This is a genomic window from Sphingomonas sp. (assembly GCF_019749955.1).
Lineage (GTDB): Bacteria > Pseudomonadota > Alphaproteobacteria > Sphingomonadales > Sphingomonadaceae > Sphingomonas.
Map to the genome: position 1 here is coordinate 26,762 of NZ_JAIEPC010000009.1, position 21,352 is coordinate 48,113.

The following is a 21,352-nucleotide window of genomic DNA, read 5'->3' on the forward strand; positions in this document are numbered from 1 at the left end:
CGGGCGCCTTTTAGCGATTAGCTGACGTTCGTTCCCGGATCGGCGCAAGGCGGTGGCTTCGTTGGACGAAGGTTTGCGACCGTTGCCCTGATAATGACGCGAGCTGGAGCGTCGCTGTCGTCTTCTGTGACTCCGACAATATCACCACGAAAGAACTTCATACCGTACAGCGTTTTCCCGACACGCATGCGCTCCATTCCAGCGAGCACTTCTTCGTTAACTTCGATCCAAAAGGGTGATCCGACGCAGTCTTGGCTTTGAAGCGTGAGAGGTCCGTCCGGCGAGTAAGCGATCAGGCCTTTCGACGCTGTCACCTTGGATCGTGGCGGCAGGCGGAGCGAACGACTGTCAAACGTCGAGGCAAGCACCACCGCTTTCGGCGGCTTGGACAAATTTGAGGCGGTATCTGGCGGGCCCGAAGAGCATCCGTGAATGATCATGCCGCAAAGGCACAGGGCAAGTATTGCGCGCATGGCCAAGCTTATTACAGCAACGCCGAACTGCAGCAATTGGCGGAAAGTAGCCGTTCAGCATGACACGATGTTTAGGTAATCCGGCTCGGCATCGGCAATCTGCTGGATCATCCTGTCCCGCGTGACAAGCCCGAGTTTACGCACGCGCGCCGTAGCCATCAAGAAGCAGTCGCCGGGGTCGCGATGCCTCGTCGCGATCACCACCGCCGCCGCCTCGCACGCAATCCGTTGGTTGATCGCGATCACCTTTGCCTCGGTGACGGCAACCGCCTGCCGAAACCAGCGCGCGGGCGATTCGTCGCCCAGATGCGGACGGCCGGCGACCCGGTTCTTCTGCGTCGCAATCGACAATTCCCACGCGGTGATGGGCGACACGAACAGCGTCCCCGCCGCCTGATTCTCGCCGATTGCAACGAGCGCCTCTTCGGTAAGCACGTCTTCGCCGCTGACGAGCCAAAACAGCGCGTGCGTATCGAGCAGGATGCCTCGCAAGGCTAGCGCTTGGTCGGGCCAGCGAAAATCGGCTTGGTGAGATCGACCTTCTTGCTGATCGTCAGCTTGCCCCTAAGCGCGCCAGCACCCTTCACGGTTACCAGCCGACCGGACTTGGAGTCCCGTACGGTGGTGGTCGTTGTCGTGGGTGCGCTGCTTGCCATCACCGCAATATAGCAAATTGGACCAGTCGCTTCCAGCCTCGGGTGACATCATGTCCCCCCTCGTAACCCCGGCCTTGTGCCGGGGCCTACCGGGCGTCAGGCGATGCACTTTCCGCTCAAGCCGCTTCGCTTGCGGCACCGTGGGCCCCGGCACAGGGCCGGGGTGACGGTTAGGGTGTGGAGGGCTTAGCCGCCCCTATTCCGCATAGCCCGGATTATGCCGGTCCAGCTTCCGCAGCAGCGCGGGCCAGGCCAGCCCTTGCGCGAGCATTGCCATCCCGGCGCCGCTCGATTGTTCCTCGACCTTGCCCTCAACCCCCTGTGGCGGGTTGTGGAGGCCGTTCCGCCCCGCTGCCAGCATATGCACCTGCGCTTCGCACGCGCGTTCGAGGAAATAGAGGCGCAGGAACGCCTGCGCCACCGTCGCGCCCACTGCCAAGGTGCCGTGGTTGCGGAGGATCATCGTGTTCTTCTCGCCGAGATCCTCGACCAGCCGCTCGCGCTCCTCGAGCTCGGTCGCGATGCCTTCATATTCGTGATAGGCGACATCGTGCCCGGCGATCATCGATGTCTGGGTGTGCGGCATCAACCCTTCGGCCATCGCCGACACGGCCTGACCGTAAGGCGTATGCAGGTGCATCACCGACGCCGCATCCTCGCGCGCCATGTGGATCGCCGAATGGATCACGAAGCCCGCACGGTTGACCGGGGCGGGCGTGTCATCGACCTTGTTGCCGTCGACATCGATCTTGACCAGCGCCGATGCGGTCATTTCCTCGAACATGTGCGTATAGGGATTGATCAGGAAATGATGCTCGGGCCCCGGCACCCGCGCCGACAGATGCGTGAAGATCAGGTCGTCCCAGCCGTACATCGCGACCAGCCGGTAGGCGGCGGCAAGGTCGACGCGCGCTTGCCATTCTTCGGGCGAGCAGCGGTCACGGAGTGTTTCGGCGGGCTTGAGCGCAGTGGCCATCGGGGCTTCTCCTAATCGTCTTTGTGCGCAGCATAGGCCGAATTGGCGGCGGCGAAAAGCGCGAGCGTACGCTGCGCTTCGGCGAGGTGGAGCCGCTCGACCATCCGCCCGTCGAGCCGGATCGCGCCCTTGCCTGCATGTTCGAGGAGGTCGAATGCGGCGACGATCGCGCCGGCGCGGGCGACTTGGTCCGCGCTCGGCGTGAAAACGCTGTTGCAGGCGATGATCTGCGCGGGGTGAATGAGGGTCTTGCCGTCGAAGCCCAGATCGCGCCCTTGCTCGGCCTCGGCGAGAAAGGCTTCGACATCGCTGAAATCATTGCGCACGCCGTCGAGCACGGTCAGCCCGCTCGCCCGTGCGGCGGCGACCGCGAGGGTCAGCACCGGCAGCAACGGCGCCCTGCCTGCGCAGCGCATCTCCAGCGCAAGGTCGTTGGTGCCGATCACGAACGCGCCACCCTCGCCCACCGCATCGGCAATCGGCTGGAGGTTCGCGACCGCGCGCGCGCTTTCGATCATCACCCAGAGCTTCTGCCCGCCCAGCCGCTCGCGGTAGCGCGCCACGTCGGCGGCGGTCGCGATTTTGGGGACGAGCACGGCGTCGACATCCATATCGGCGACAGCGGCCAGATCACCCTCACCCCACGCCGTATCGAGGCCATTCACCCGCAGCACGGTCAGCCGCTCGCCGAACCCGCCGGTATCGAACGCGACCACCGCCGCCGCCCGCGCTTCGGCCTTGGCTTCGGGCGCGACCGCGTCTTCGAGGTCGAGGATCACCGCGTCGCACGGCAGCCCGCGCGCCTTCTCGATCGCGCGCGGGTTCGAGGCGGGCAGGTACAGCGCCGAGCGGCAGGGGCGAATGGGCTGAGTCATGACCACCTTCTAAAGGACAGGGCTGGACAAATCACGCGGTTGCGCGGAATCGGGTTTCGACCATTCAGGAGCACATCACATGTCCGGCATGAGCAGGTTCGACTGGGCCGATCCCTTCTTCATCGACGATCAGCTCGATGACGAGGAACGCGCCGTCCGCGATACCGCGGCTGCCTATGCGCAGGACAAGCTGGCGCCGCGCATCATCGATGCGTTCCAGCACGAAACCACCGATCCCGATATCTTTCGCGAAATGGGCGCGCTTGGGCTGCTTGGGCCAACGATCCCGGCGGAATATGGCGGCGTCGGTGCATCCTATGTCGCCTACGGTCTTGTCGCCCGCGAGGTAGAGCGGATCGACTCGGGGTACCGCTCGATGATGAGCGTGCAGTCGAGCCTCGTGATGTTCCCGATCTACGAGTACGGCTCCGAGGAACAGCGTCACAAGTATCTGCCCAAGCTCGCGAGCGGCGAATGGATTGGCTGTTTCGGCCTGACCGAGCCCGATGCGGGTTCGGACCCCGGCGGCATGCTGACCAAGGCCGAAAAGATCGACGGCGGATACCGGATTTCGGGCGCGAAGACCTGGATTTCCAATTCACCGATCGCCGATGTTTTCGTTGTCTGGGCGAAGAGCGACGCGCATGGCGGCGGCATTCGTGGCTTCATTCTCGAAAAGGGCATGAAGGGCCTCGCCACGCCCAAGATCAAAGGCAAGCTGAGCCTGCGGGCGTCGATCACCGGCATGATCCAGATGGACGGCGTCGAAGTTGGCGAGGACGCATTGCTGCCCAATGTGCAGGGGCTGAAGGGGCCGTTCGGCTGCCTCAACCGCGCGCGTTACGGCATTTCATGGGGCGCGATGGGCGCCGCCGAATTCTGCTACCACGCTGCGCGGCAGTATGGCCTCGACCGCAAGCAGTTCGGGCGGCCGCTGGCGGCGACGCAGCTTTACCAGAAGAAGCTCGCCGACATGGTGAGCGAAATCGCGCTGGGCTTGCAAGCCAGCTTGCGGGTCGGGCGGCTGATGGACGCGCATAAATTCGCGCCCGAGATGATCTCGATCGTCAAGCGCAACAATGTCGGCAAGGCGCTCGACATCGCGCGGGCGTCGCGAGACATGCATGGCGGCAATGGCATTTCGGGCGAATATCAGGTGATGCGCCACCTGATGAACCTGGAGACCGTCAACACCTATGAAGGCGCGCATGACGTCCATGCGCTGATCCTCGGCCGGGCGATTACCGGGATTGCGGCGTTCTGATGCTTGAGACGACGGAATTCGATGCGCAGCCGACGCTCGTCGGTGCGACCGTCACGCTGTCGCCGCTGCGGGACGAGGATTGGGACGCGCTGTTCGCGGTCGCATCTGATCGGCTGATCTGGGAAGTCCACCCGGCGCATGATCGCTGGCAGGAGCCGGTGTTCCGCCGCTTCTTCGCCAATGCGATGGGATCGGGCGGCGGGCTGATCATCCGCGACAACGCCAGCGGCGCGGTGATCGGGTCGAGCCGCTATGATCGCACCCGCGTCGAACCCGGCGAAGTCGAGATCGGCTGGACGTTCCTCGCGCGCGCTTATTGGGGCGGCACCACCAATCGCGAGGTCAAGGCGCTGATGATCGGCCACGCGCTGCGCTGGTTCGACGCGGTGGTGTTCTACGTCGGCGCGGAGAACGTCCGCTCGCGCCGGGCGATGGAGAAGATCGGCGGCACATTGCTGCCGGATCGCACGATCGACTTCGACATGGCAGGCGTGCCGACCAGCCACGTCGTCTACGCGATCCGCCAGCCGCTCGCATGACGGCGCGGCCGCTCTCCGGCATCAAGGTGGTCGAGCTGGCGCGCATCCTCGCGGGGCCGTGGTGCGGGCAATTGCTCGCCGATCTGGGCGCCGAGGTGATCAAGGTCGAGCGCCCCGGCGCGGGCGACGACACCCGCCACTGGGGCCCGCCGTTCATGATCGGACCCGACGGCGCCAATCTCGACGCCGCCTATTACCACTCGACCAATCGCGGCAAGACCTCGGTCGCAATCGACATCGCCACGCCCGAGGGACAAGCGCAGGTCCGCGCGTTGATCGCGGGTGCCGATGTCGTGATCGAGAATTACAAGGTCGGCGGGCTGGCGAAGTACGGCCTCGACCATGCGAGCCTCAGCGCCGCCTATCCTCGGCTGATCACCTGCTCGATCACCGGATTCGGCCAGACCGGCCCCTATGCCCACCGCGCGGGCTATGACTTCATCATCCAGGGCATGGGCGGCATCATGTCGATGACCGGCGAGCCCGATGGCGCGCCGCAGAAGTCCGGGATCGCCTATGCGGATATCTTCACCGGCGTCTATTCGGCAGTGGCGATCCTCGCCGCGCTGCGCCAGCGTGATGCCACGGGACAGGGCGCACATATCGACATGGCGCTGCTCGACACCCAGGTGGCGGTGCTGGCGAACCAGGCGCTCAACTGGATGGCATCGGGCGTGGTGCCGCATCGGATGGGCAATGGCCACGCCAATCTCGCGCCTTACCAGTCGTTCGTCTGCGCCGATGGCAATTTGATCATCGCGGTGGGCAACGACGGGCAGTTCCGCAAGCTGTGCGCGGTGCTGAAGCTCCCCCTCGCCGACGATCCGCGCTTTGCGACCAACCCTGAGCGCGTCCGCAACCGCGCTGCGCTGATTGCCGCACTGACCGCCGTTATCGTCACCTGGGCCAAGGCCGATCTTTACGAAGCGCTCGAAGCCGCTGGCGTCCCCGCCGGGCCGATCAACCGCGTCGATGAAGTCTTTGCCGACCCGCAAGTCATCGCACGCGGGATGCAGATCGCGCGCGACAGCATCCCCGGCGTCGCCAGCCCGATCGTCATCGACGGCCACCGCATGGTCTCCGCCACTGCCAGCCCGCCCCGCCCCGAGCCCGCATGACCAAGTTCACCGTCAACAACCAGCCGATCGACTATCGGATGGACCCCAAAACGCCGCTGCTGTGGGCTTTACGCGATGCGTCGAACCTGACCGGCACCAAATTTGGCTGCGGCACCGGGCACTGCGGCGCCTGCACGGTCGATGTCGATGGCAATGCCGTGCGGTCGTGCCAGGTCGCGATCGGCAGTCTGGAAGGCACCTTCGTCACGACGATCGAAGGGCTGTCGCGCGAACGCGAACATCCGGTGCAGCAGGCGTGGATCGCCAAGAACGTGCCGCAATGCGGCTTCTGCATTCCGGGCATGATCATGGCCGCCGCCGTGCTGATCAAGAACAACCGCAATCCGTCCGAAGAGGATATCGAAGCCGCGATCACCAATATCTGCCGCTGTGGCGTCTATCCGCGCGTGATCGAAGCGGTGCAGCTCGCCGCGCGCATCCAGCGCGGTGACGAGACGGTCGCGGGTCCGCCGCGCCCCGGCATCGAGCCCGCCGATGCCGCGCGCATCGTCCCGGCGCTCACCCCGCCGAAGAATTAAGCTTTCAATAAGCTGTCACGCCAATTCAGAAACCGCTCATCGCGTGAAGCGCAAAAGCACGTCATCGTCGCCACCGGCCTTTCGGATCGACGCGTGTTTGGAGGACATGATGCGTAAGTCGTTTTTTGTCGGTCTGCTGGCTGCGGTGGCGTTGATCCCTGGTGCGGCGCTTGCGCAGGAAGAGGGCGATCGCTTCGAGCCCGTGCAGCGCCTGCTCAATGAAGGCGGCCCGCGCTTTCAGCCATCCGAGTCGCGCCCGCAGCGCGAATTCCGCGCGCCGCCGCAGTTCCAGCAGCCGCAAGCGCAGCCGCAGTTTCAACGGCCTGATCGTGGCTTCAACCAGCCGCAGCAGCCGCAATTCCAACGGCCCGACCGTGGCTTCAACCAGCCGCAGCAGCCGCAATTCCAGCGCCCCGATCGCGGCTTCAACCAACCGCAGCAGCCGCAGTTCCAACGGCCCGACCGTGGCTTCAACCAACCGCGCGCCGATGTGCCGCAGGTGACCATCGACCAGCGCCAGCAGCCGCCCACGCCGCCCGTGTTCCAGCAGCAGCCCCGGTTCCAGGGTCAGGTGCGCGGTGATCGCCCCGATTTCCGGGGTGACCGGCGCGACAACCCGCAGGATTTCCGCCAGAATCGCGGCACCTTCGGCGGCACCCCACCCGCGCCGCAATTCCGCGACCAGCGACCGGACTTCCGCGCGGACCGGCGTGATGATCGTCAGGACTTCCGCGCCGACCGCCGCGATGACCGGCAGGATTTCCGTCGCGATCAGCGCCCGGACTTCCGCGGCGACAATCGGCCGGGGTTCCGCGACGATTTCCGCCGCGACTTCCGGGGCGATAATCGTCAGGGATTCCAGGGCGGTTTCCGTCAGGATTTCCGGAGTGACAACCGCCAGGGCTTCCGGGGAGACTTCCGCCAGGATTTCCGTGGCGCCTATCGCAACCAGCCCAATTATCGCGGCGACGGGCGCTTTGGTAATGGCTTTCGCGGTGCGTGGAACCGCGACTGGCGGCGCGACAATCGCTGGAACTGGCAGAGCTATCGCAGCTTCAACCGCGATATCTTCCGCCTGCCCCGCTATTACGCACCCTATGGCTGGAGCTATGGCTATCGGCGGTTTTCGATCGGCTACACGCTGAACAGCATCCTGTTCGATCAGCGTTACTGGATCAGCGATCCCTATTATTACCGCTTGCCCGAAGCCTATTACCCCTATGAATGGGTGCGCTATTATGGCGATGCGCTGCTCGTCGATGTCGAGACGGGCGAAGTGGTCGATGTGGTTTACGGCATCTTCTACTGACGTCGTGATCTGAACGGACAAGGCCCGGCGGCGCCCCCGCCGGGCCTTGCTTTTTGCATGAGCAGCGGCAGAGTCGCCCGCGTGTTCAATCGCTTCAAAAAATCGGGTCCGGCCTCGCCACTACGCGCCGGGATCGGCGCCTCGGTTGCCGCGACGCTGGCCGCCCACCCGCGCGCGACGCCGATTCGTGTCGAAGGCGTGCAAGCCTATCGCGTCGAGAATTTCCTCGATGCCGCCACTTGCGCGCGGCTGATCGCGCGGATCGATGCGGGGCGGCGACCCTCGACCTTGCTGAGCGATCACCCCGAGGAGAATTTCCGCACCAGCGAAAGCTGCGACCTCGAACGCTGGGCCGATGATATCCGCCCGGTCGACGAGGGCATTGCCGCGCTGCTCGGCCAGCCGCCCGAACAAGGCGAGACGATCCAGGGCCAGCGCTATGCCCCGGGTCAGCATTTCCGCGCGCACCATGATTATTTCTTCGAGACGCAATCCTATTGGCAAAAAGTGCGTGAGCAGGGCGGCCAGCGGACCTGGACCGCGATGGTCTATCTCAACGATGTCGAGGACGGCGGCGCAACCTGGTTCCCGCAGGCCGGTTTCCGCGTCGCGCCCAAACGCGGCCTGCTGCTCGCGTGGAACAATATGACGCTCGACGGCAGCCCGAACGCCCTGACGCTGCACGAAGGCATGCCGGTGGTGCGCGGCGTCAAATACATCATCACCAAATGGTTTCGCGAGCGCAGTTGGCTGTAGCGCGCGCCCGCGCTAATCTTCTGCCGGGTTCGAAAATGGGGGTCATCATGCGTCGATTGCGGTCGTGGCAGCTCGTGGCGGTCGGCGCGCTGGCGCTGAGTGGCGCCGCGCTGGCCGAAAGCGTCAAGATCACCGGGCGCTTCCCCGCCGATTACCGCGAGCCGAGCTTTCTGAAGCGCATGGGCGTCGACCGCATCGACGGCCCCGATGGCCGCGCGCTCGGCTATGCGCTCGAACGCGCGATCGGCAATCGCGGCCATTATAGCGTCGTCGCGGGCGGAGCCGATGTCGACGGCATCCTATCGGGCTTCGTTTCGACCGAAATCAACGAAGCGCGCGTGTCGCAGGAACGCGAGAATTGCGTCGAGAAGACCAAGGACCCATCGGGCAACGAAAAATGCGTCCGCAAGGAAAAGCAGACAATCTATTGCCGCCAGCGCACGATCGACGTGTCCGCCGACCTGCGGATCGCGCGCGCGAGCGACGGGCGGGTCGTCTATTCGACCCGCAAGCCGCGCCAGAATGCCGTGACCTGGTGCCCCGGCGAGAGCGCCCCTGGCGCGGTCGACGGTGTGGTGCGCGGGCTGACCGACAGCATTGCTGAGGAAGTGGCGCGCGAAATCAGCCCGCACAGCGAAACCTATGCGCCGCGCTTCTACGAAAGCCGCGAAGGGATGCCCAAGGAATTTCACGACCGCTTCAAGGCGGCCGTGCGCGCCACCCAGCGCGACCTGACCGGCGCCTGCACTGAACTCGCCGCGCTCGACCAGGCGACACCGCATTTCGCGCTCGCCTATGACACCGGCATCTGCGCCGAGGCACGCGGCGAGTATGAAGCCGCGATCGACGCCTATCGCCGCGCCGCAACGCTCCGCCCACGCGACACCGCCGACTTCAACGCGAGCATCGACCGGGTGCGCAAGCTCATCGTCCAACGCGACGACGAACGCGCACGGCGGTGAAGCGCGGGTCGCGGTTTTCCACGCTAGCCCTCGCCCTCTTCGCAGGCAGCATCGCGGGACCGGCGTGTACGCAGGCAAGCACGGCCGACGACCCTGCCCCGGTCGAGATCCCGAAGGTCGAGCGGCCCGGCGTGTGGCAGCCGACGCCGGGCGGGACGCAGATCCCGCTCTGGCCCGCCAATGTCGCGCTCGCCAAGCCCGACAGCGGCGATCATCCCGAAGCAACGGGCAATGGCTCGCCGCTGGTGGGCGGGCGCAAATGGTATTGGGCGAGCTATATCACGCGCCCGACGATGACGCTCTACCGCCCGATCGGACGCAATAGCGGTGCCACGATGCTGGTCCTGCCGGGTGGTGGCTTCTACGCGGTGGCGACCGATCTCGAAGGCACCGAAATCTGCGATTGGGTGATCCGGCAGGGGATGACCTGCGTGGTGCTCAAATACCGCACGCCGCAAGTTTGGCCAAAGGTGAACGGGCGGCAGCAGCGGCCCAAGGTCCTGTTGGGGCTGGAAGACGCTCAACGCGCAATGGGGCTGCTGCGGCATCGCGCCGCCCGCTACGGCATCGATCCGCACAAGATCGGCGTGATCGGCTTTTCCGCCGGCGCCTATCTGGTCGCCAACATCAGCAACGTCGAAGCGCGCACCTATCCGCCCACCGACGCCGCCGATGCGCTATCCCCCCGCCCCGACTTCGCGATCATCGCCTATACCGGGCGGCTGTGGGACTCGAGCAGGGCCAAGACCGACCTGACGCTGCAACCCTGGGTGACGATCAGCCCCAAAGCCCCGCCGACCTTGTTCATCCACGCGATGAACGACCCCGTCGACGATGTCCGCGAAGCCATGGCCTATGCGCTGGCGCTGAACGACGCAGGCGTGCCGGTCGACATGCGGCTCTACGCGCGGGGCGGCCATGCATACGGGATGCGCCCGACGGCCAATCCGATCACGACGCAGTGGCCGGGACAAGTGCGGCAATGGCTGCGCGATATTGGAGTGTTGTCTGGCCGGTAATTGATTGATCGCTTGGCCGATCAGCCATCACCCCATCGCGATATCGGCTTTCACTTCTTGACCACGGGCGTGATTTCCAGCCCGCCCGGCTCGACGATATTCACGCCCCCGAAGACGAATATCCCGCCGCGAAACTCGATCAGACTGTAATCCTTGTAACGCCCCAAATCGAACCCCCGCCACTTCAAAGGCTTGCCGACAAACGGCAGCAAGCCGTTGGTCTCGACCTTGGCTTCGTCGTTCCGGGGAAAAGGCTGCGAACGATCCAGCAGCATCACGTTAACGGCCGTATCGAGTTCACTCGTCAGCAATTCCTTCAGGCCGGCACCTTCGTTTTCGGTCAGGCTCGCAAGCGGCAGCGCCTTCCCTTCGCAGCAGAAATATTTGATCGTCTTGCCTGAGCCGGTCCCAGTCGCGAGCTTTGTCTTCAGCACGACGAACGGGCGAACATCATTGGTCTTTTTGACGAAGGTGAGCACGACATAGGGTGTCACCGTCATCGTGCTTCCACCCGGCTGGGGCGTGAGCGTATAGGCCGTCCGGAACTGGTCGCTCGCCATGATCCTGTTGGTCACTTCAATCGCCTGCGCCCGGACGTCGAAGCGCAGGTCATCCTCGACATTGCGAACCTTGCCCGTGGTGGTTTCGGTGCTGATCGAGCTTTGCACCAACATGCCGACCACACCGAACAAAATCCCCAACGCACCGCCGCCCTGATACCCCGAGACGACGACGTTGCTGTCGGGGATGCGATGGACGCCCATCGGCAGATCGCTCGCCCCGTTGGGCCCCTTTTCCGAAAAGACAATGGCTGTCGGGAAAGCCGATGCGGGGGCCGGGGCAGCGACGGGCTTTTCTTGCGCGGCCGCCGCCAGTGGCATCAACGCAACTGCACCCGCAATCATCGTGAGAGTGATTGTCCGCTTCATCCCATTACCCCCTGAACCTTGAGCCGCGATGCTGCCCCCGGCCTTTTTCGCGACCATAGAATCAAGGGCTAGCTGAAGGCCTTAGCCAAAACAATCCCGTGGACGGTGCGCACTGCAGCGGCAGCCGCATTCGTCAAAGTGTATCGCAATCGCCCAAGCAGTCGGGCAAACCGTACACATCCCACGCAGCTCTGAGGCCGATCCGCGCTGCAAAGGCCGGGAAGTCCGGATGTTCACGCAAGCCGCGCTGAGGGGCAAAGCCGCACCAGAGCAGGCACAGGATGATGTGGTTTCCGGGTTCAGCCCGGTCCCCAAACGCATCGAAAAAGGCGTCATATCCGCCGCAAGACAAGAGAATATGGAGGAAGGCAACATCGGACCGCCGGGTTGGCTCGGGAATCATCGCCAGCATTTGCGCGATGAGGCCCTTCCGCTGCTCGTCGGTTCCGGCAAAAACGATAGTCCCGACCATCCGCCAGAGTTGCGGCGTTGCGACTTCGGAAACGAACGCACGGGATGCTGAAGTCTCGATACCCGCGACCATCCGCTCAATCGCGAGTTCAGCGTTGCCCGCGGCCTTGGCGGCCAGTTGGACAGGCAGGCTCGCCGCATGATATTGCAGACCAACGGCGAGCTGGCCGTGATGCTCCGCCCCGTCGACATCCCCTGCGGCGAGCAGGGCCATGGACAGGATCATATGATTGCGGCCCTGAATGGGGTCCAGCTCAACTGCCTTCCTGATCGGCGGGAGCGCATCCCTCACGCGCCCGATGACCGCCAGATAATAGCCGTAGCGGACGAGCACATCGGGATCATCGGGCGAAAGCTGACAGGCGCGGTCCGCAAGCCGGATCGACTCTGCAAAGCTACCTTGTGACAGCGGAGTCCAAGATCGAACCATCCAGGGCAGGCCGTAATCGGGCCTGAGATCGATTGCCTTTTGCGCGGCGTCATACGACTTGGCGAGCACCAATCTGCGGTCCTCCGCCGCGACATAGCCTGCCATCTGAGCCAGTGCATAGCCAAGCTCCGCCCAAGCCTCGGCGAATTCAGGATCAAGCGCTATAGCGCGTTTGAAGAAATCCTCGGCTTGCTCAAGAACGCCCGCGCCAAAGATGCGCTCGCGCAGCGCCCGTCCCTGAAGGAACAGGTCATAGGCTTCCTTGCTCGCCGTGAGCGCAGGGGCAAGGCGCCCTTCATTCTCATCAAGGTGGAAAATGACCCGTAACTCATTGCAGACCGAGCGGGCAATCTGATCCTGAAGATCAAACACCGAATCGACCGTGCCATGATAGGTGTGGGACCAGACGTGGGTATCGCTGCGCGCATCAACCAGCTGTGCGACAATCCGGAGCTGCTCCCCTTGCTTGCGGACCGAGCCTTCAAGGACATGATCGACGCCCAATGCCTCGCCAATTGCGCTGATGCGTTTGTTCTCGCCCTTGAACGAAAAGGAGGATGTCCGCCCCGCGACTCGAATGCCGCTTAGGGGCACCAGCGCGTTGATGATTTCCTCGGCCACGCCGTCGGAGAAATAACCCTGGTCCTGGGTGGCGCTCATGTCGGCGAAGGCAAGCACCGCGATTGAGGGGCAGGTTTCGGCCGGGGCGGCAGCGGGAAGCCTTGCTTCTGGCGCTGCTGACCTTAGCGGCGAGACCGGGACTGCGAGCCGGTAGCCCTTCTTGGACACAGTCTCGATCGGTTTCTCATGACCCGACATGTGGGCGAGAGCGCGGCGCAAGATATAGATTGCGCGGGTCAGGCTTTCGTCCGAGCCGAACTTCACCCCCCACACGTGATCGATCAGCTCATCGCGCGACACGACGTCATCACCGCGCGCGGCGAGCAGACAACAGACATCCATAACCTTGGGTTCAAGGCTCGCCGTCTCATCGCCAAATGTGATCAGGTTGCGCTTGGGATGGACGCTGCACGCCCCTAATTCAAAACCTGTGGCTAAAGTCTCTCCAGCAAATGCCATGACGTCCCGTCCCCTCGTCACAACAGCGTCCTCTCTCCACCCACGCAGAACGCACACTCGACAGGTCTTTCAGGCCCGGGAGAGACTGGCCGGAATCGGGTGATGGGTCAAGGATAGGTTATTTTGCTGTTCAGGAGGCTGCGGTGCGAAGCCCAACGGAAAAATTGCAGCTCAAGTCTCTGTAAAAACTATCAATCACGTCCCATCATAAATCCATCATGTCGAAATCATACCGGCCACAGGACGTTTCGAGGGGCCTCCTCCAGAAAGACTGCACAGCCAGCGATGGTTGGTAGCCCAACTGAGGAGACACATCATGTCAAGGACTGCAAAAGCCTTCATCATCGGCGCTGTCGCCATCCTTTCCGCTTCAGCCGCTGTGGCTCAGGAAGCCGAATCCGTCACCTTCCGGTATAGCCCTGCCCGTTCGGTTGAAGCCAATTATGAAGCTTTCAAGCTGACCGCCGCGCGCGCGTGCAGCGATGTCTCGACCCTCGGCAAGGTCAATGCGCAAAGGGAATGCCGCGATAGCCTGGTCGCTCAGGCCGTTGCAGCGACCCAGGTCAGTGGCTTTATCGCTTACTACCAGCGCAGCATGGGTACCGTGCAGGTGGCTTTGGCCACGCGATAGAGAGCCGTGCGCCCGAGCTGAATGGTCATTCCAAATCTAGTTTGGAATGACCATTCGGATCAAACCCCGCCCACACCCCTCGCCTCGCCTTGCGCGGGTGCAGGCGACCGGTATTCCCCTTACGTTCAAAACCACAAACCCGCTCTCCGGTTTCCGCTTCGCGAGGGCGGGTGCCACAAGCGCGACCGAAAGCGCGGGGCATAGGAGAAATGTCATGAAGAAGCCTAATTCCACCCTGTCTGGCGTGATCGCCGCACTCTCAATGATCGGCATGGCCGCCCCCGCTTTTGCCCAAAGCGGTGACACCACCTTCACCTTTACCTCGACGAGCAATGCCCCGACCACGGTCGGCGGGAATGGAAAGAACGGCGTCCCATATTCGGGCATGCACTGGACCGGCAGCAGCGTAGGCAAGACCTCGACCGGCCAGACCACCAAGGCCAGCTTCAGCTGCGTCATGATGACCCAGCCGCCCCGCGATTCGCTGTTCGAGTTCCATATGCTGTGCGACGTCACCGCCAGTGATGGCGCCTATAGCGCGGCAATGGGCTGCCAGTTCATCGACCAAGCGACCCAAGAAGTCAGCTGCATCGGCGGATTGTACGGCACCAGCGGGGCCTATGCTGGACGGCGCGGAACCATTACAAACCACGCCAAGGGCAGTGCCTCATCAGGCACGGGCCAGTGGTTCCAGTAAGCGTTGAGTCTTGACGGAGCGGGAAGGAGAAGCGCCCCTTCCCGCTCAGGCTGCGTTTGAAAGCGCCGCAGCGCGAGTCGCTATGTCCATCGCAGTGTCACCTTTGTTCGCTCTGACCAGCGCATCGCACATGTTGTGGTCCAGTTTTCATTTTCGGGAGAACTCCAATGAGCAGTTTCCAGAACAAAGTCATTCTCATCACCGGCGCCACATCCGGCCTTGGCGCGACAGCGGCGGTTTCGCTGGCGAGCAAAGGCGCGAAGGTCGCCATCACCGGGCGACGCGAGGAGCAAGGCCGGGCCGTCGTGGCGCAGATGGAAGCGGCGGGCGGCGAAGGGATGTTCATCAAGGCCGATGTGACGGTGCAGGCCGATGTCGATGCAATGGTCGCGCGCGCGGTTGATCGCTTTGGGCGGCTCGACGGCGCGGTCAACAATGCAGGCATAACCGGCGGGATGTTCAAGCCGGTCGCCGACTTTACCGACGAAGATTGGCACAGCGTCATCGACATCAACCTGACCGGCGTGTTCGCCAGTATGCGCGCCCAGATTCCGGCCATGCTCGCCAGTGGCGGCGGATCGATCGTCAACATTTCGTCGATTTACGGCACCGTTGGCGGCGACATCGGCAATTGCGGTTATGTGACCAGCAAATGGGGCGTCATCGGCCTGACCAAGACTGCGGCGATTGATTACGCTCGTCGGGGCATTCGGGTAAACGCCATCTGCCCCGGCTATTGCCATTCGGAAATGGTCGATCCCTATGCCGAGGCCGAACCGGCTTTGTTCGAAAAGCTGCTCGAACGCTACACCGCAACGGGCAAGCTCGGTGAATCGCACGTTGTCGCCGATGCGATCGAATTCCTGCTCTCCGACCAATCGAGCTTCATCAGCGGCGCGGCAATCCCCGTGCAGGGCGGCCAACACTCACGGCTTTATTGAGCTGCTGCGCGGGGCGCCGGTGCAATTGTGATGTCGGCGAGCATGGCTCGTCGGGCGAGCTTCATCGGCGCATCCGTTTGGCGCAGTCCACCGCCCACCAAAACCGATTCCCGCCCGCGCGCCTTTCCCCTACACCCTCCCCAATGTCCCATGTCCTCAACATCACCCAGTCGATCCTCGGCCAGCCGTGGCGGTGGCGGGCGCTTGAAACCGATGCGCGCCACGACCTCACCGGCGACGATCTCGTCACGCAGCTCCTCCTGTCGCGCGGGTGTTCGCGCGAGACGCTTGAGGCGCACCGCGCGCCCAGCATTCGCGGTTTCATGCCTGACCCCTCGATCTTCCGCGACATGGACCGCGCTGCCGAGCGACTCGCGACCGCCGTCCTCGCGGGGGAGCGCGTTGCGGTGTTCGGCGATTATGATGTCGACGGCGCGACCTCCGCCGCGCTGATGATCCGGCTGTTGCGGTCGCTCGGGCTCGATCCCGTCGCCTATATCCCCGATCGGCTGATGGAGGGCTATGGCCCATCGGGCGAGGCGCTGGTGCGGCTCGCGGGTGAGGGCGCGAGCCTGATCGTCACGGTCGATTGCGGCGCGCAGGCGTTCGAAGCGCTGGCGATGGCGCGCGCGGTCGGCGTCGATGTGATCGTGGTCGATCACCACAAATGCGCGCCTGCCCTCCCGGTCGCTTACGCGCTGGTCAATCCCAACCGGCTCGACGAGGCCGAGGGCGCCGCGCACGGGCATCTGGCGGCGGTCGGCGTGGCGTTTCTGCTCGGTGCGGCGCTGATCCGTACGCTGCGGACGCGCGGCCATTTCGCGAGCCGCCCCGAGCCGAAGCTGCTCGAGCTGCTCGATATCGTCGCGCTGGGTACGGTCGCGGACGTGGCGGCGCTGCGGGGCCTCAACCGCGCGTTCGTGGCGCAGGGGCTGAAAGTGATGGCGCAGCGCCGCAACATCGGCCTGTCGGCGCTGCTCGACGCGGCCCGCCTCACCCGCGCGCCGACCGCGACCGATTTGGGCTTTGCGCTGGGGCCGCGCATCAATGCAGGCGGGCGTGTGGGAAAGTCCGATCTCGGCGTGCGCCTCCTCACCACCGACGACCCCGAAGAGGCCCGCGTCATCGCCGCCGAGCTCGACCGGCTGAACGGGGAACGCCGCACGATCGAAGGCGATGTCCAGGCGAGTGCGGAGGCCATGGCCCGCCCCGACCGCGCCGTCACGATCGTCGCGGGCCAAGGCTGGCACCCCGGCGTCATCGGCATCGTCGCCGGGCGGCTGAAGGAAAAATTCGGCAAGCCCGCGATCGTCATCGCGCTCGACGAGCAGGGCATCGGCAAGGGATCGGGGCGATCGGTGTCGGGCGTCGATCTCGGCCAGGCGGTGCTGGCGGCCAAGGAAGCCGGACTGCTCGTCGCGGGGGGCGGCCACGCGATGGCGGCGGGGCTGACGATCGCCGAAGGTGACATCGCCGCTTTCAGCGACTTCCTCGAAGCGCGCCTTGCCGAGGGCGTCACCCGTTCGATCGGCGACCGCGCGCTGCTGGTCGATGCGCTGCTCACCCCGCGTGGCGTCTCGCCCGCGTTGGTCGATGCGCTCGAAGCCGGCGGCCCTTACGGCATGGGCTGGCCCGCGCCGCGCGTCGCGGCGGGGCCGGTGCGCGTGATCAAGGCCGATATTGTCGGCAATGGTCATGTGCGTGCCATCATGGCGGGCGAAGATGGCGCGCGGTTGAAGACAGTGGCGTTTCGACAGGCCGAAAGCCTTTTGGGACAAGCGTTGCTGTCGGCGCCGTCGCACCGGCGCTTGTGGATTGCCGGGCGCGCGAAGATCGATGATTGGGGGAGCCAGCCCGCCGCCGAGATTCACCTCGACGATGCCGCCTGGGCCGACTGAGGATGCGTGTATGTTCAGCCATGTCACTCTGGGCACCCGCGATCTGGACCGCGCGCGCGCCTTTTACGAACCGGTGATGGCGACGCTCGGCATCGGCCAGCCGTTCAACATGACCGGCGCGCTGGTGTTCGGCGAAGCGGCGGGCATGAAGCTGTTCATCCTCGAACCGTTCGATGGCCGCCCGGCGGCGCGCGGCAATGGCAATCACGTCGCGCTGGTCGCGCCGTCGCGCGCGGCGGTGCATGCGTTTCACACCGCCGCCCTCCAGCATGGCGGCACCGACACCGGTATTCCCGGGCTGCGGCCGCACTACCACGCCAATTATTACGCCGCCTATGTCCGCGATCCCGATGGCAACAAGCTGCAAGCGGTTTGCCACCACGAAGTCGGCGCGGACGCTTGACCCCTGCCTTGGGTTTGATTAGGGCGCCCGCTCAAGCTCCGGTTTGGCCCCTTCGTCTAAGGGTTAGGACGCGGCCCTTTCACGGCTGAAATACGGGTTCGAATCCCGTAGGGGTCACCAAAGACTCAAATCATCCGGGGGATGATTTGTGCTTTGGTGACGGAAGCGAAGCGACCTCACCAGCGATCCACCCGCCCGGGCGAAGAAGTCTGCCACGGTGACGGAAGCGCCAGCGCCCTCACCAAAAAATAACCACGACGATCCGGCTAAAGCGCCCACTCGACTATGGTCGCACGCGCGAAAGGTTACAAAAGTCACGACCATCCCAGGGGGGTCAGGCCATCGCGGTGCCGCGCGGGCGGCGAGTCGGGTTCGATTGTCAAAGAGCGCGCGGCAAACGTTGCAGAAGATTTCCGACATTGGAAGGGTGGTGCATTTAGTAAACTGTCACCGTAATTCCAGGAGATGGTGCGCAAGTCTTGGGAACCTACACAGGATTTGCTCCGCTTGCCGTTGCTGGCACCGCTGCAGAATATATGAGCATCGGGGGGTCAGCGCTCCTTCATTGGAGTATAGGTGATAATCACGGTCTTATCGAAGACGGAGCTAGTTTCGCCGCTGGTTACTTGCCAGGTGGTAGGATCGCGCGCAAAGTTGGCGGCGCTGCTTTTGACTGGGGGCGGAGGGCAAATGGCCGATTTGTGAAAAGGTGGAATCGGAAACAGAAAGCGCAAGACGCTCTGCATTCGAGTGGTCAATCATTTGCGGTTTCTACGGGATCGATTTGTCCGGTGAAATCTGGGTGATCGGAGAGGGTTGATCAATATGAACACCGACGTCATCCTTGTTCTTGTTCTCGTTCCAGCCTTTGTGATCGGACTGCAGAAATATATTGAAGTTCGAGCCAGTTATTCTCCTCCGAACGAGGCTGAAATTCTGAAAGTTGAAAAGGTTTATGGAGCGATGATGGCTCGAACCGTGAAAGTTATTCCAAAAGTTCGAATCGTCATCCTGATTACTGCCATCTCGCTGCTTTACGTCTTTGGCTTCGCGGATCATCCTGGTCTAAAGTGGTCCGCCATCGGCGGAGTCGGTATTTGCGTGATCGCCATGTCTGCTTTGGTGAACTGGCATCTGGTTTACGACGCATGAGTGTAATGCCGCAAGGATTACGGGTCAGGGCAGCGCCACCCCCACCACCGCCAGCACTTCCGCCGCAATTTCCGCCGCGATCGCCTCGGGCGTCCGCATCGCCCCGTTGGCCCCTGTGACGTCCGCGACCGTGCGCACCGTCACCCAGCGGCCCAGCACGCCGGCCGCCGCCATCGCCGCATAATTTTCCCGCACGCGTGCTTGCAGCGCGAGATCGGCTTCATGCTCGTCATAGCTGCGATCGGTGTAGCTGCGCTGGCGCTTGCGCAGGATCAGGTCGCGCGCGACCTCCAGCGGGGTGTCGAGATAGATCGTCAGTCCCGGCGCAGGCAGGCCGAACTGGCCGGTCTCCAACCGCACGATCCAGTCGATCAGCGCGGGCGCTTCGCCCGGCGGCACCTTCGCGGCCTGATAGGCGATGTTCGACGCGATGTAGCGATCGAGCACCACCAGATCATGCGTGGCGGCCAGCGAGGCCAGATGCGCCGCCGATTCGAACCGGTCGAGCGCATACAGCACGGCGGCGGCTTGCGGCGTCAGTGCACGCGGCAGGCGCCCGGCGAGAAAATCGCCGATCACATGCCCTCCCACAGTATCGCCGTAGCGCGGGAAGGACAGCACCGTCGCCGTCAGGCCTGCGGCTTGCGCCAGCGCGACCAGATTGGCCGCCGCCGTCGCCTTGCCCGCGCCATCGCCGCCTTCGATCGCGACGAGCAGCGCCGCGCGCGAGGAGAGCGAAGGGTGCGTCATCAGTTTCGGATCGACGCCCTATCGCGCAAGGGGTGGAGCGGGTGAAGGGAATCTGCTCCACATTTTGACTGTCCTGAAACCCGCAGCAATCCGCGATTCTTAGTTCGTCCGAAATCGTGTGTGCTACAGGTTGGTGCGCAGTTCAAGCGACAACCGGCAGCTCGGCGGGCGTCTCAACCATTCGATCAAATTCTGATCTCGTTTGAGATCATATTTGATGATGATCATCTTGGCATCGCTCTCCAAACGAAGTTTCTCGGCATAAGCTGCCGTTTGCCGCTGAAGAAGCAGACCATCGGCAATGCACCCTATCGCGGTCGTTCGCCGGGCCAATCACTGATCCCGTAAGCCAGCGTTTGCTCAGGTCGGGTCACGTCGCCGCTGATGGAACCGGACTTCCATCGCCTTCTCGTGCGGCGTTCGGTCCCATTGCGTCGGCGTCGCCGTGCGTTGGGGATGTCGCGACGCTCAAGTCATGCAGTTTGTAGGACCACATGATCCCGGTGGCCGGCGTTTCGGTTTCCACGTATCGGTCGGGCATCCGGCAAACCAGCGTGAAGTCTGGCCTGATTAAGGCGGCGATGCCGAAGCCTATCGCATGCGGCTTCGTGCCGAGGCAGAGGCCGACCTCTTTGAACCTATCGCAGCGGTCCAGGACGTCGATCACGATTTCCGCGGCGGCTGCGGCGTCCCCGGCCGGGCACCTCAAGATCTCGCGCTCGTCGAGGTCGAGGTTGGTGGCGAGCGCTTTCGCCTCCTTCTCGCTTTGGTCACCGTATTCTGGGGAGAAGCCCGGGTAGGGCGTCACTAGGCAATGCCGTTCGGCCTCGTAGACGCGGATCAGCTTCCTCGCCTGGAACGTCTCGAAGCCGATCGAGGCGATGACCTCGACCTTTTTGTCGGGTGACAGCCGCCCCTCGAGGTAGGGCACCGGCAGCGAGCGCCACGCCCCCTCGGTGAACGCATGGTCCGGAGAGAGAGACGTGTTCCCGTCGGAAGGCGCGTAGCGCCCCTCGGCATACAGGAGCCGTAAGGACCGAACCGATCCGGACGACACGCAGTAACCCATAAGCGTCAACATATAGTATTTTGGGAGGCAGCTAACGTCGACGACCATGTCGAGCGGCCTTCCCAGCTCGATCCGCGTTCGGGCGACGAGCTCGGCGATTGCGTCGCGCCAGCTCTCGACATCCGACACGGACTGACGGCCGAGATCGGCTACGCTCACGGCATGTTCGGTCGCAAGGCGCCACAGTTCGGCGTCGTGATCAGCCCGGCGTCCAGATGTTCCTTCCTCGGCGAAAGTTATCACGGTGGCCACGGCGTAGCGGCCGTGCATCACTCGGGCGACCTCGATGCATCTTCGCTCCCAGCTCGAGGTGAGAACCAGCAGGTCGCCCGCAGCCTCCATCCTTTCGCTGATGCGCCGCTCCTGCCGCATTTCGACGTGTCCGCGTCGCCAAATCACGTCATTCATCCCCGCC

The 21,352-nt window shown here is 63.8% G+C and carries 25 protein-coding genes and 1 tRNA gene; 15 read left to right on the forward strand and 11 right to left on the reverse strand.

What is annotated here, in order from left to right; genetic code table 11:
• Positions 1-17: 17 nt before the first annotated feature.
• The 5 genes from K2W81_RS02265 to K2W81_RS02285 form a co-directional block, all read right to left on the reverse strand.
• A complete protein-coding gene (locus K2W81_RS02265) occupies positions 18-440 on the reverse strand; it encodes a hypothetical protein (protein WP_294100915.1) in 423 nt (140 codons plus the stop codon).
• A gap of 87 nt (positions 441-527) precedes the next feature.
• The gene (locus K2W81_RS02270; protein ID WP_294100916.1) at positions 528-965 is read right to left on the reverse strand and encodes a type II toxin-antitoxin system VapC family toxin; all 438 of its coding nucleotides are present in this window, start codon (positions 963-965) and stop codon (positions 528-530) included.
• Between the two features lie 2 nt (positions 966-967).
• A complete protein-coding gene (locus K2W81_RS02275; protein ID WP_294100917.1) occupies positions 968-1,129 on the reverse strand; it encodes a hypothetical protein in 162 nt (53 codons plus the stop codon).
• Positions 1,130-1,325: 196 nt separating this feature from the next.
• Positions 1,326-2,105 carry a class II aldolase/adducin family protein gene (locus K2W81_RS02280; protein ID WP_294100918.1) on the reverse strand — a complete coding sequence of 260 codons (780 nt, stop codon included), beginning with the start codon at positions 2,103-2,105 and terminating at the stop codon, positions 1,326-1,328.
• 11 nt (positions 2,106-2,116) lie between these two features.
• Entirely contained in the window at positions 2,117-2,980 is an 864-nt protein-coding gene (locus K2W81_RS02285; protein ID WP_294100919.1) for a CoA ester lyase, read from the reverse strand.
• Between the two features lie 79 nt (positions 2,981-3,059).
• Here K2W81_RS02285 and K2W81_RS02290 point away from each other — a divergent pair, with 79 nt between their 5' ends.
• The 4 genes from K2W81_RS02290 to K2W81_RS02305 are packed head-to-tail and all read left to right on the forward strand — an operon-like array spanning position 3,060 to position 6,440.
• Positions 3,060-4,244, forward strand: a complete 1,185-nt coding sequence (locus K2W81_RS02290; RefSeq protein WP_294100920.1) for an acyl-CoA dehydrogenase — start codon at positions 3,060-3,062, stop codon at positions 4,242-4,244.
• Positions 4,244-4,783, forward strand: a complete 540-nt coding sequence (locus tag K2W81_RS02295) for a GNAT family N-acetyltransferase (RefSeq protein ID WP_294100921.1) — start codon at positions 4,244-4,246, stop codon at positions 4,781-4,783. Before K2W81_RS02290 ends, K2W81_RS02295 begins: the two co-directional genes overlap by 1 nt.
• Positions 4,780-5,901, forward strand: coding sequence for a CaiB/BaiF CoA-transferase family protein (locus tag K2W81_RS02300; RefSeq protein ID WP_294100922.1), 1,122 nt, complete (start codon positions 4,780-4,782; stop codon positions 5,899-5,901). The genes K2W81_RS02295 and K2W81_RS02300 overlap by 4 nt, the downstream gene beginning before the upstream one ends.
• Complete coding sequence (locus tag K2W81_RS02305) at positions 5,898-6,440, forward strand: (2Fe-2S)-binding protein (RefSeq protein ID WP_294100923.1); 543 nt, start codon at positions 5,898-5,900, stop codon at positions 6,438-6,440. The genes K2W81_RS02300 and K2W81_RS02305 overlap by 4 nt, the downstream gene beginning before the upstream one ends.
• Positions 6,441-6,501: 61 nt before the next feature.
• On the opposite strand, the gene K2W81_RS02310 is transcribed toward K2W81_RS02305, so the two are convergent.
• Positions 6,502-6,894 carry a hypothetical protein gene (locus K2W81_RS02310; protein WP_294100924.1) on the reverse strand — a complete coding sequence of 131 codons (393 nt, stop codon included), beginning with the start codon at positions 6,892-6,894 and terminating at the stop codon, positions 6,502-6,504.
• A gap of 36 nt (positions 6,895-6,930) precedes the next feature.
• Here K2W81_RS02310 and K2W81_RS02315 point away from each other — a divergent pair, with 36 nt between their 5' ends.
• The 4 genes from K2W81_RS02315 to K2W81_RS02330 are packed head-to-tail and all read left to right on the forward strand — an operon-like array spanning position 6,931 to position 10,486.
• On the forward strand, positions 6,931-7,749 hold the full coding sequence (locus tag K2W81_RS02315; protein WP_294100925.1) for an RcnB family protein: 819 nt from the start codon (positions 6,931-6,933) through the stop codon (positions 7,747-7,749).
• Positions 7,750-7,806: 57 nt separating this feature from the next.
• Positions 7,807-8,505 (forward strand): 2OG-Fe(II) oxygenase, encoded by a 699-nt coding sequence (locus K2W81_RS02320; protein WP_294100926.1) that lies wholly within the window; start codon positions 7,807-7,809, stop codon positions 8,503-8,505.
• 47 nt (positions 8,506-8,552) lie between these two features.
• The gene (locus K2W81_RS02325) at positions 8,553-9,467 is read left to right on the forward strand and encodes a hypothetical protein (protein WP_294100927.1); all 915 of its coding nucleotides are present in this window, start codon (positions 8,553-8,555) and stop codon (positions 9,465-9,467) included.
• Positions 9,464-10,486: an alpha/beta hydrolase gene (locus K2W81_RS02330; RefSeq protein ID WP_294100928.1), complete on the forward strand. Its 1,023-nt coding sequence runs from the start codon at positions 9,464-9,466 to the stop codon at positions 10,484-10,486. Before K2W81_RS02325 ends, K2W81_RS02330 begins: the two co-directional genes overlap by 4 nt.
• 50 nt (positions 10,487-10,536) lie before the next feature.
• Here the strand turns inward: K2W81_RS02330 and K2W81_RS02335 are convergent, their stop codons facing one another.
• On the reverse strand, positions 10,537-11,415 hold the full coding sequence (locus tag K2W81_RS02335) for a hypothetical protein (RefSeq protein ID WP_294100929.1): 879 nt from the start codon (positions 11,413-11,415) through the stop codon (positions 10,537-10,539).
• A gap of 133 nt (positions 11,416-11,548) precedes the next feature.
• Complete coding sequence (locus tag K2W81_RS02340) at positions 11,549-13,396, reverse strand: winged helix-turn-helix domain-containing protein (RefSeq protein ID WP_294100930.1); 1,848 nt, start codon at positions 13,394-13,396, stop codon at positions 11,549-11,551.
• A 316-nt stretch (positions 13,397-13,712) separates the two neighbouring features.
• Here K2W81_RS02340 and K2W81_RS02345 point away from each other — a divergent pair, with 316 nt between their 5' ends.
• From K2W81_RS02345 to K2W81_RS02375, 7 genes are all read left to right on the forward strand, one after another.
• Entirely contained in the window at positions 13,713-14,027 is a 315-nt protein-coding gene (locus tag K2W81_RS02345) for a hypothetical protein (RefSeq protein WP_294100931.1), read from the forward strand.
• 214 nt (positions 14,028-14,241) lie between these two features.
• Positions 14,242-14,724, forward strand: a complete 483-nt coding sequence (locus K2W81_RS02350; RefSeq protein ID WP_294100932.1) for a hypothetical protein — start codon at positions 14,242-14,244, stop codon at positions 14,722-14,724.
• Between the two features lie 167 nt (positions 14,725-14,891).
• Complete coding sequence (locus K2W81_RS02355; protein ID WP_294100933.1) at positions 14,892-15,665, forward strand: SDR family NAD(P)-dependent oxidoreductase; 774 nt, start codon at positions 14,892-14,894, stop codon at positions 15,663-15,665.
• 143 nt (positions 15,666-15,808) lie between these two features.
• Positions 15,809-17,563 carry a single-stranded-DNA-specific exonuclease RecJ gene (recJ, locus tag K2W81_RS02360; RefSeq protein WP_294100934.1) on the forward strand — a complete coding sequence of 585 codons (1,755 nt, stop codon included), beginning with the start codon at positions 15,809-15,811 and terminating at the stop codon, positions 17,561-17,563.
• A gap of 10 nt (positions 17,564-17,573) precedes the next feature.
• On the forward strand, positions 17,574-17,966 hold the full coding sequence (locus K2W81_RS02365; protein WP_294100935.1) for a VOC family protein: 393 nt from the start codon (positions 17,574-17,576) through the stop codon (positions 17,964-17,966).
• A gap of 45 nt (positions 17,967-18,011) precedes the next feature.
• Positions 18,012-18,086, forward strand: a tRNA-Glu gene (locus K2W81_RS02370).
• A gap of 705 nt (positions 18,087-18,791) precedes the next feature.
• Positions 18,792-19,118 carry a hypothetical protein gene (locus tag K2W81_RS02375; protein ID WP_294100936.1) on the forward strand — a complete coding sequence of 109 codons (327 nt, stop codon included), beginning with the start codon at positions 18,792-18,794 and terminating at the stop codon, positions 19,116-19,118.
• Positions 19,119-19,142: 24 nt separating this feature from the next.
• On the opposite strand, the gene K2W81_RS02380 is transcribed toward K2W81_RS02375, so the two are convergent.
• The 3 genes from K2W81_RS02380 to K2W81_RS02390 all read right to left on the reverse strand — a co-directional run bounded on the left by K2W81_RS02380 (position 19,143) and on the right by K2W81_RS02390 (position 21,345).
• The gene (locus K2W81_RS02380) at positions 19,143-19,868 is read right to left on the reverse strand and encodes a dTMP kinase (protein WP_294100937.1); all 726 of its coding nucleotides are present in this window, start codon (positions 19,866-19,868) and stop codon (positions 19,143-19,145) included.
• Positions 19,869-19,991: 123 nt separating this feature from the next.
• Positions 19,992-20,201, reverse strand: coding sequence for a hypothetical protein (locus K2W81_RS02385; RefSeq protein WP_294100938.1), 210 nt, complete (start codon positions 20,199-20,201; stop codon positions 19,992-19,994).
• A gap of 37 nt (positions 20,202-20,238) precedes the next feature.
• Entirely contained in the window at positions 20,239-21,345 is a 1,107-nt protein-coding gene (locus tag K2W81_RS02390) for a hypothetical protein (protein ID WP_294100940.1), read from the reverse strand.
• Positions 21,346-21,352: the final 7 nt, after the last annotated feature.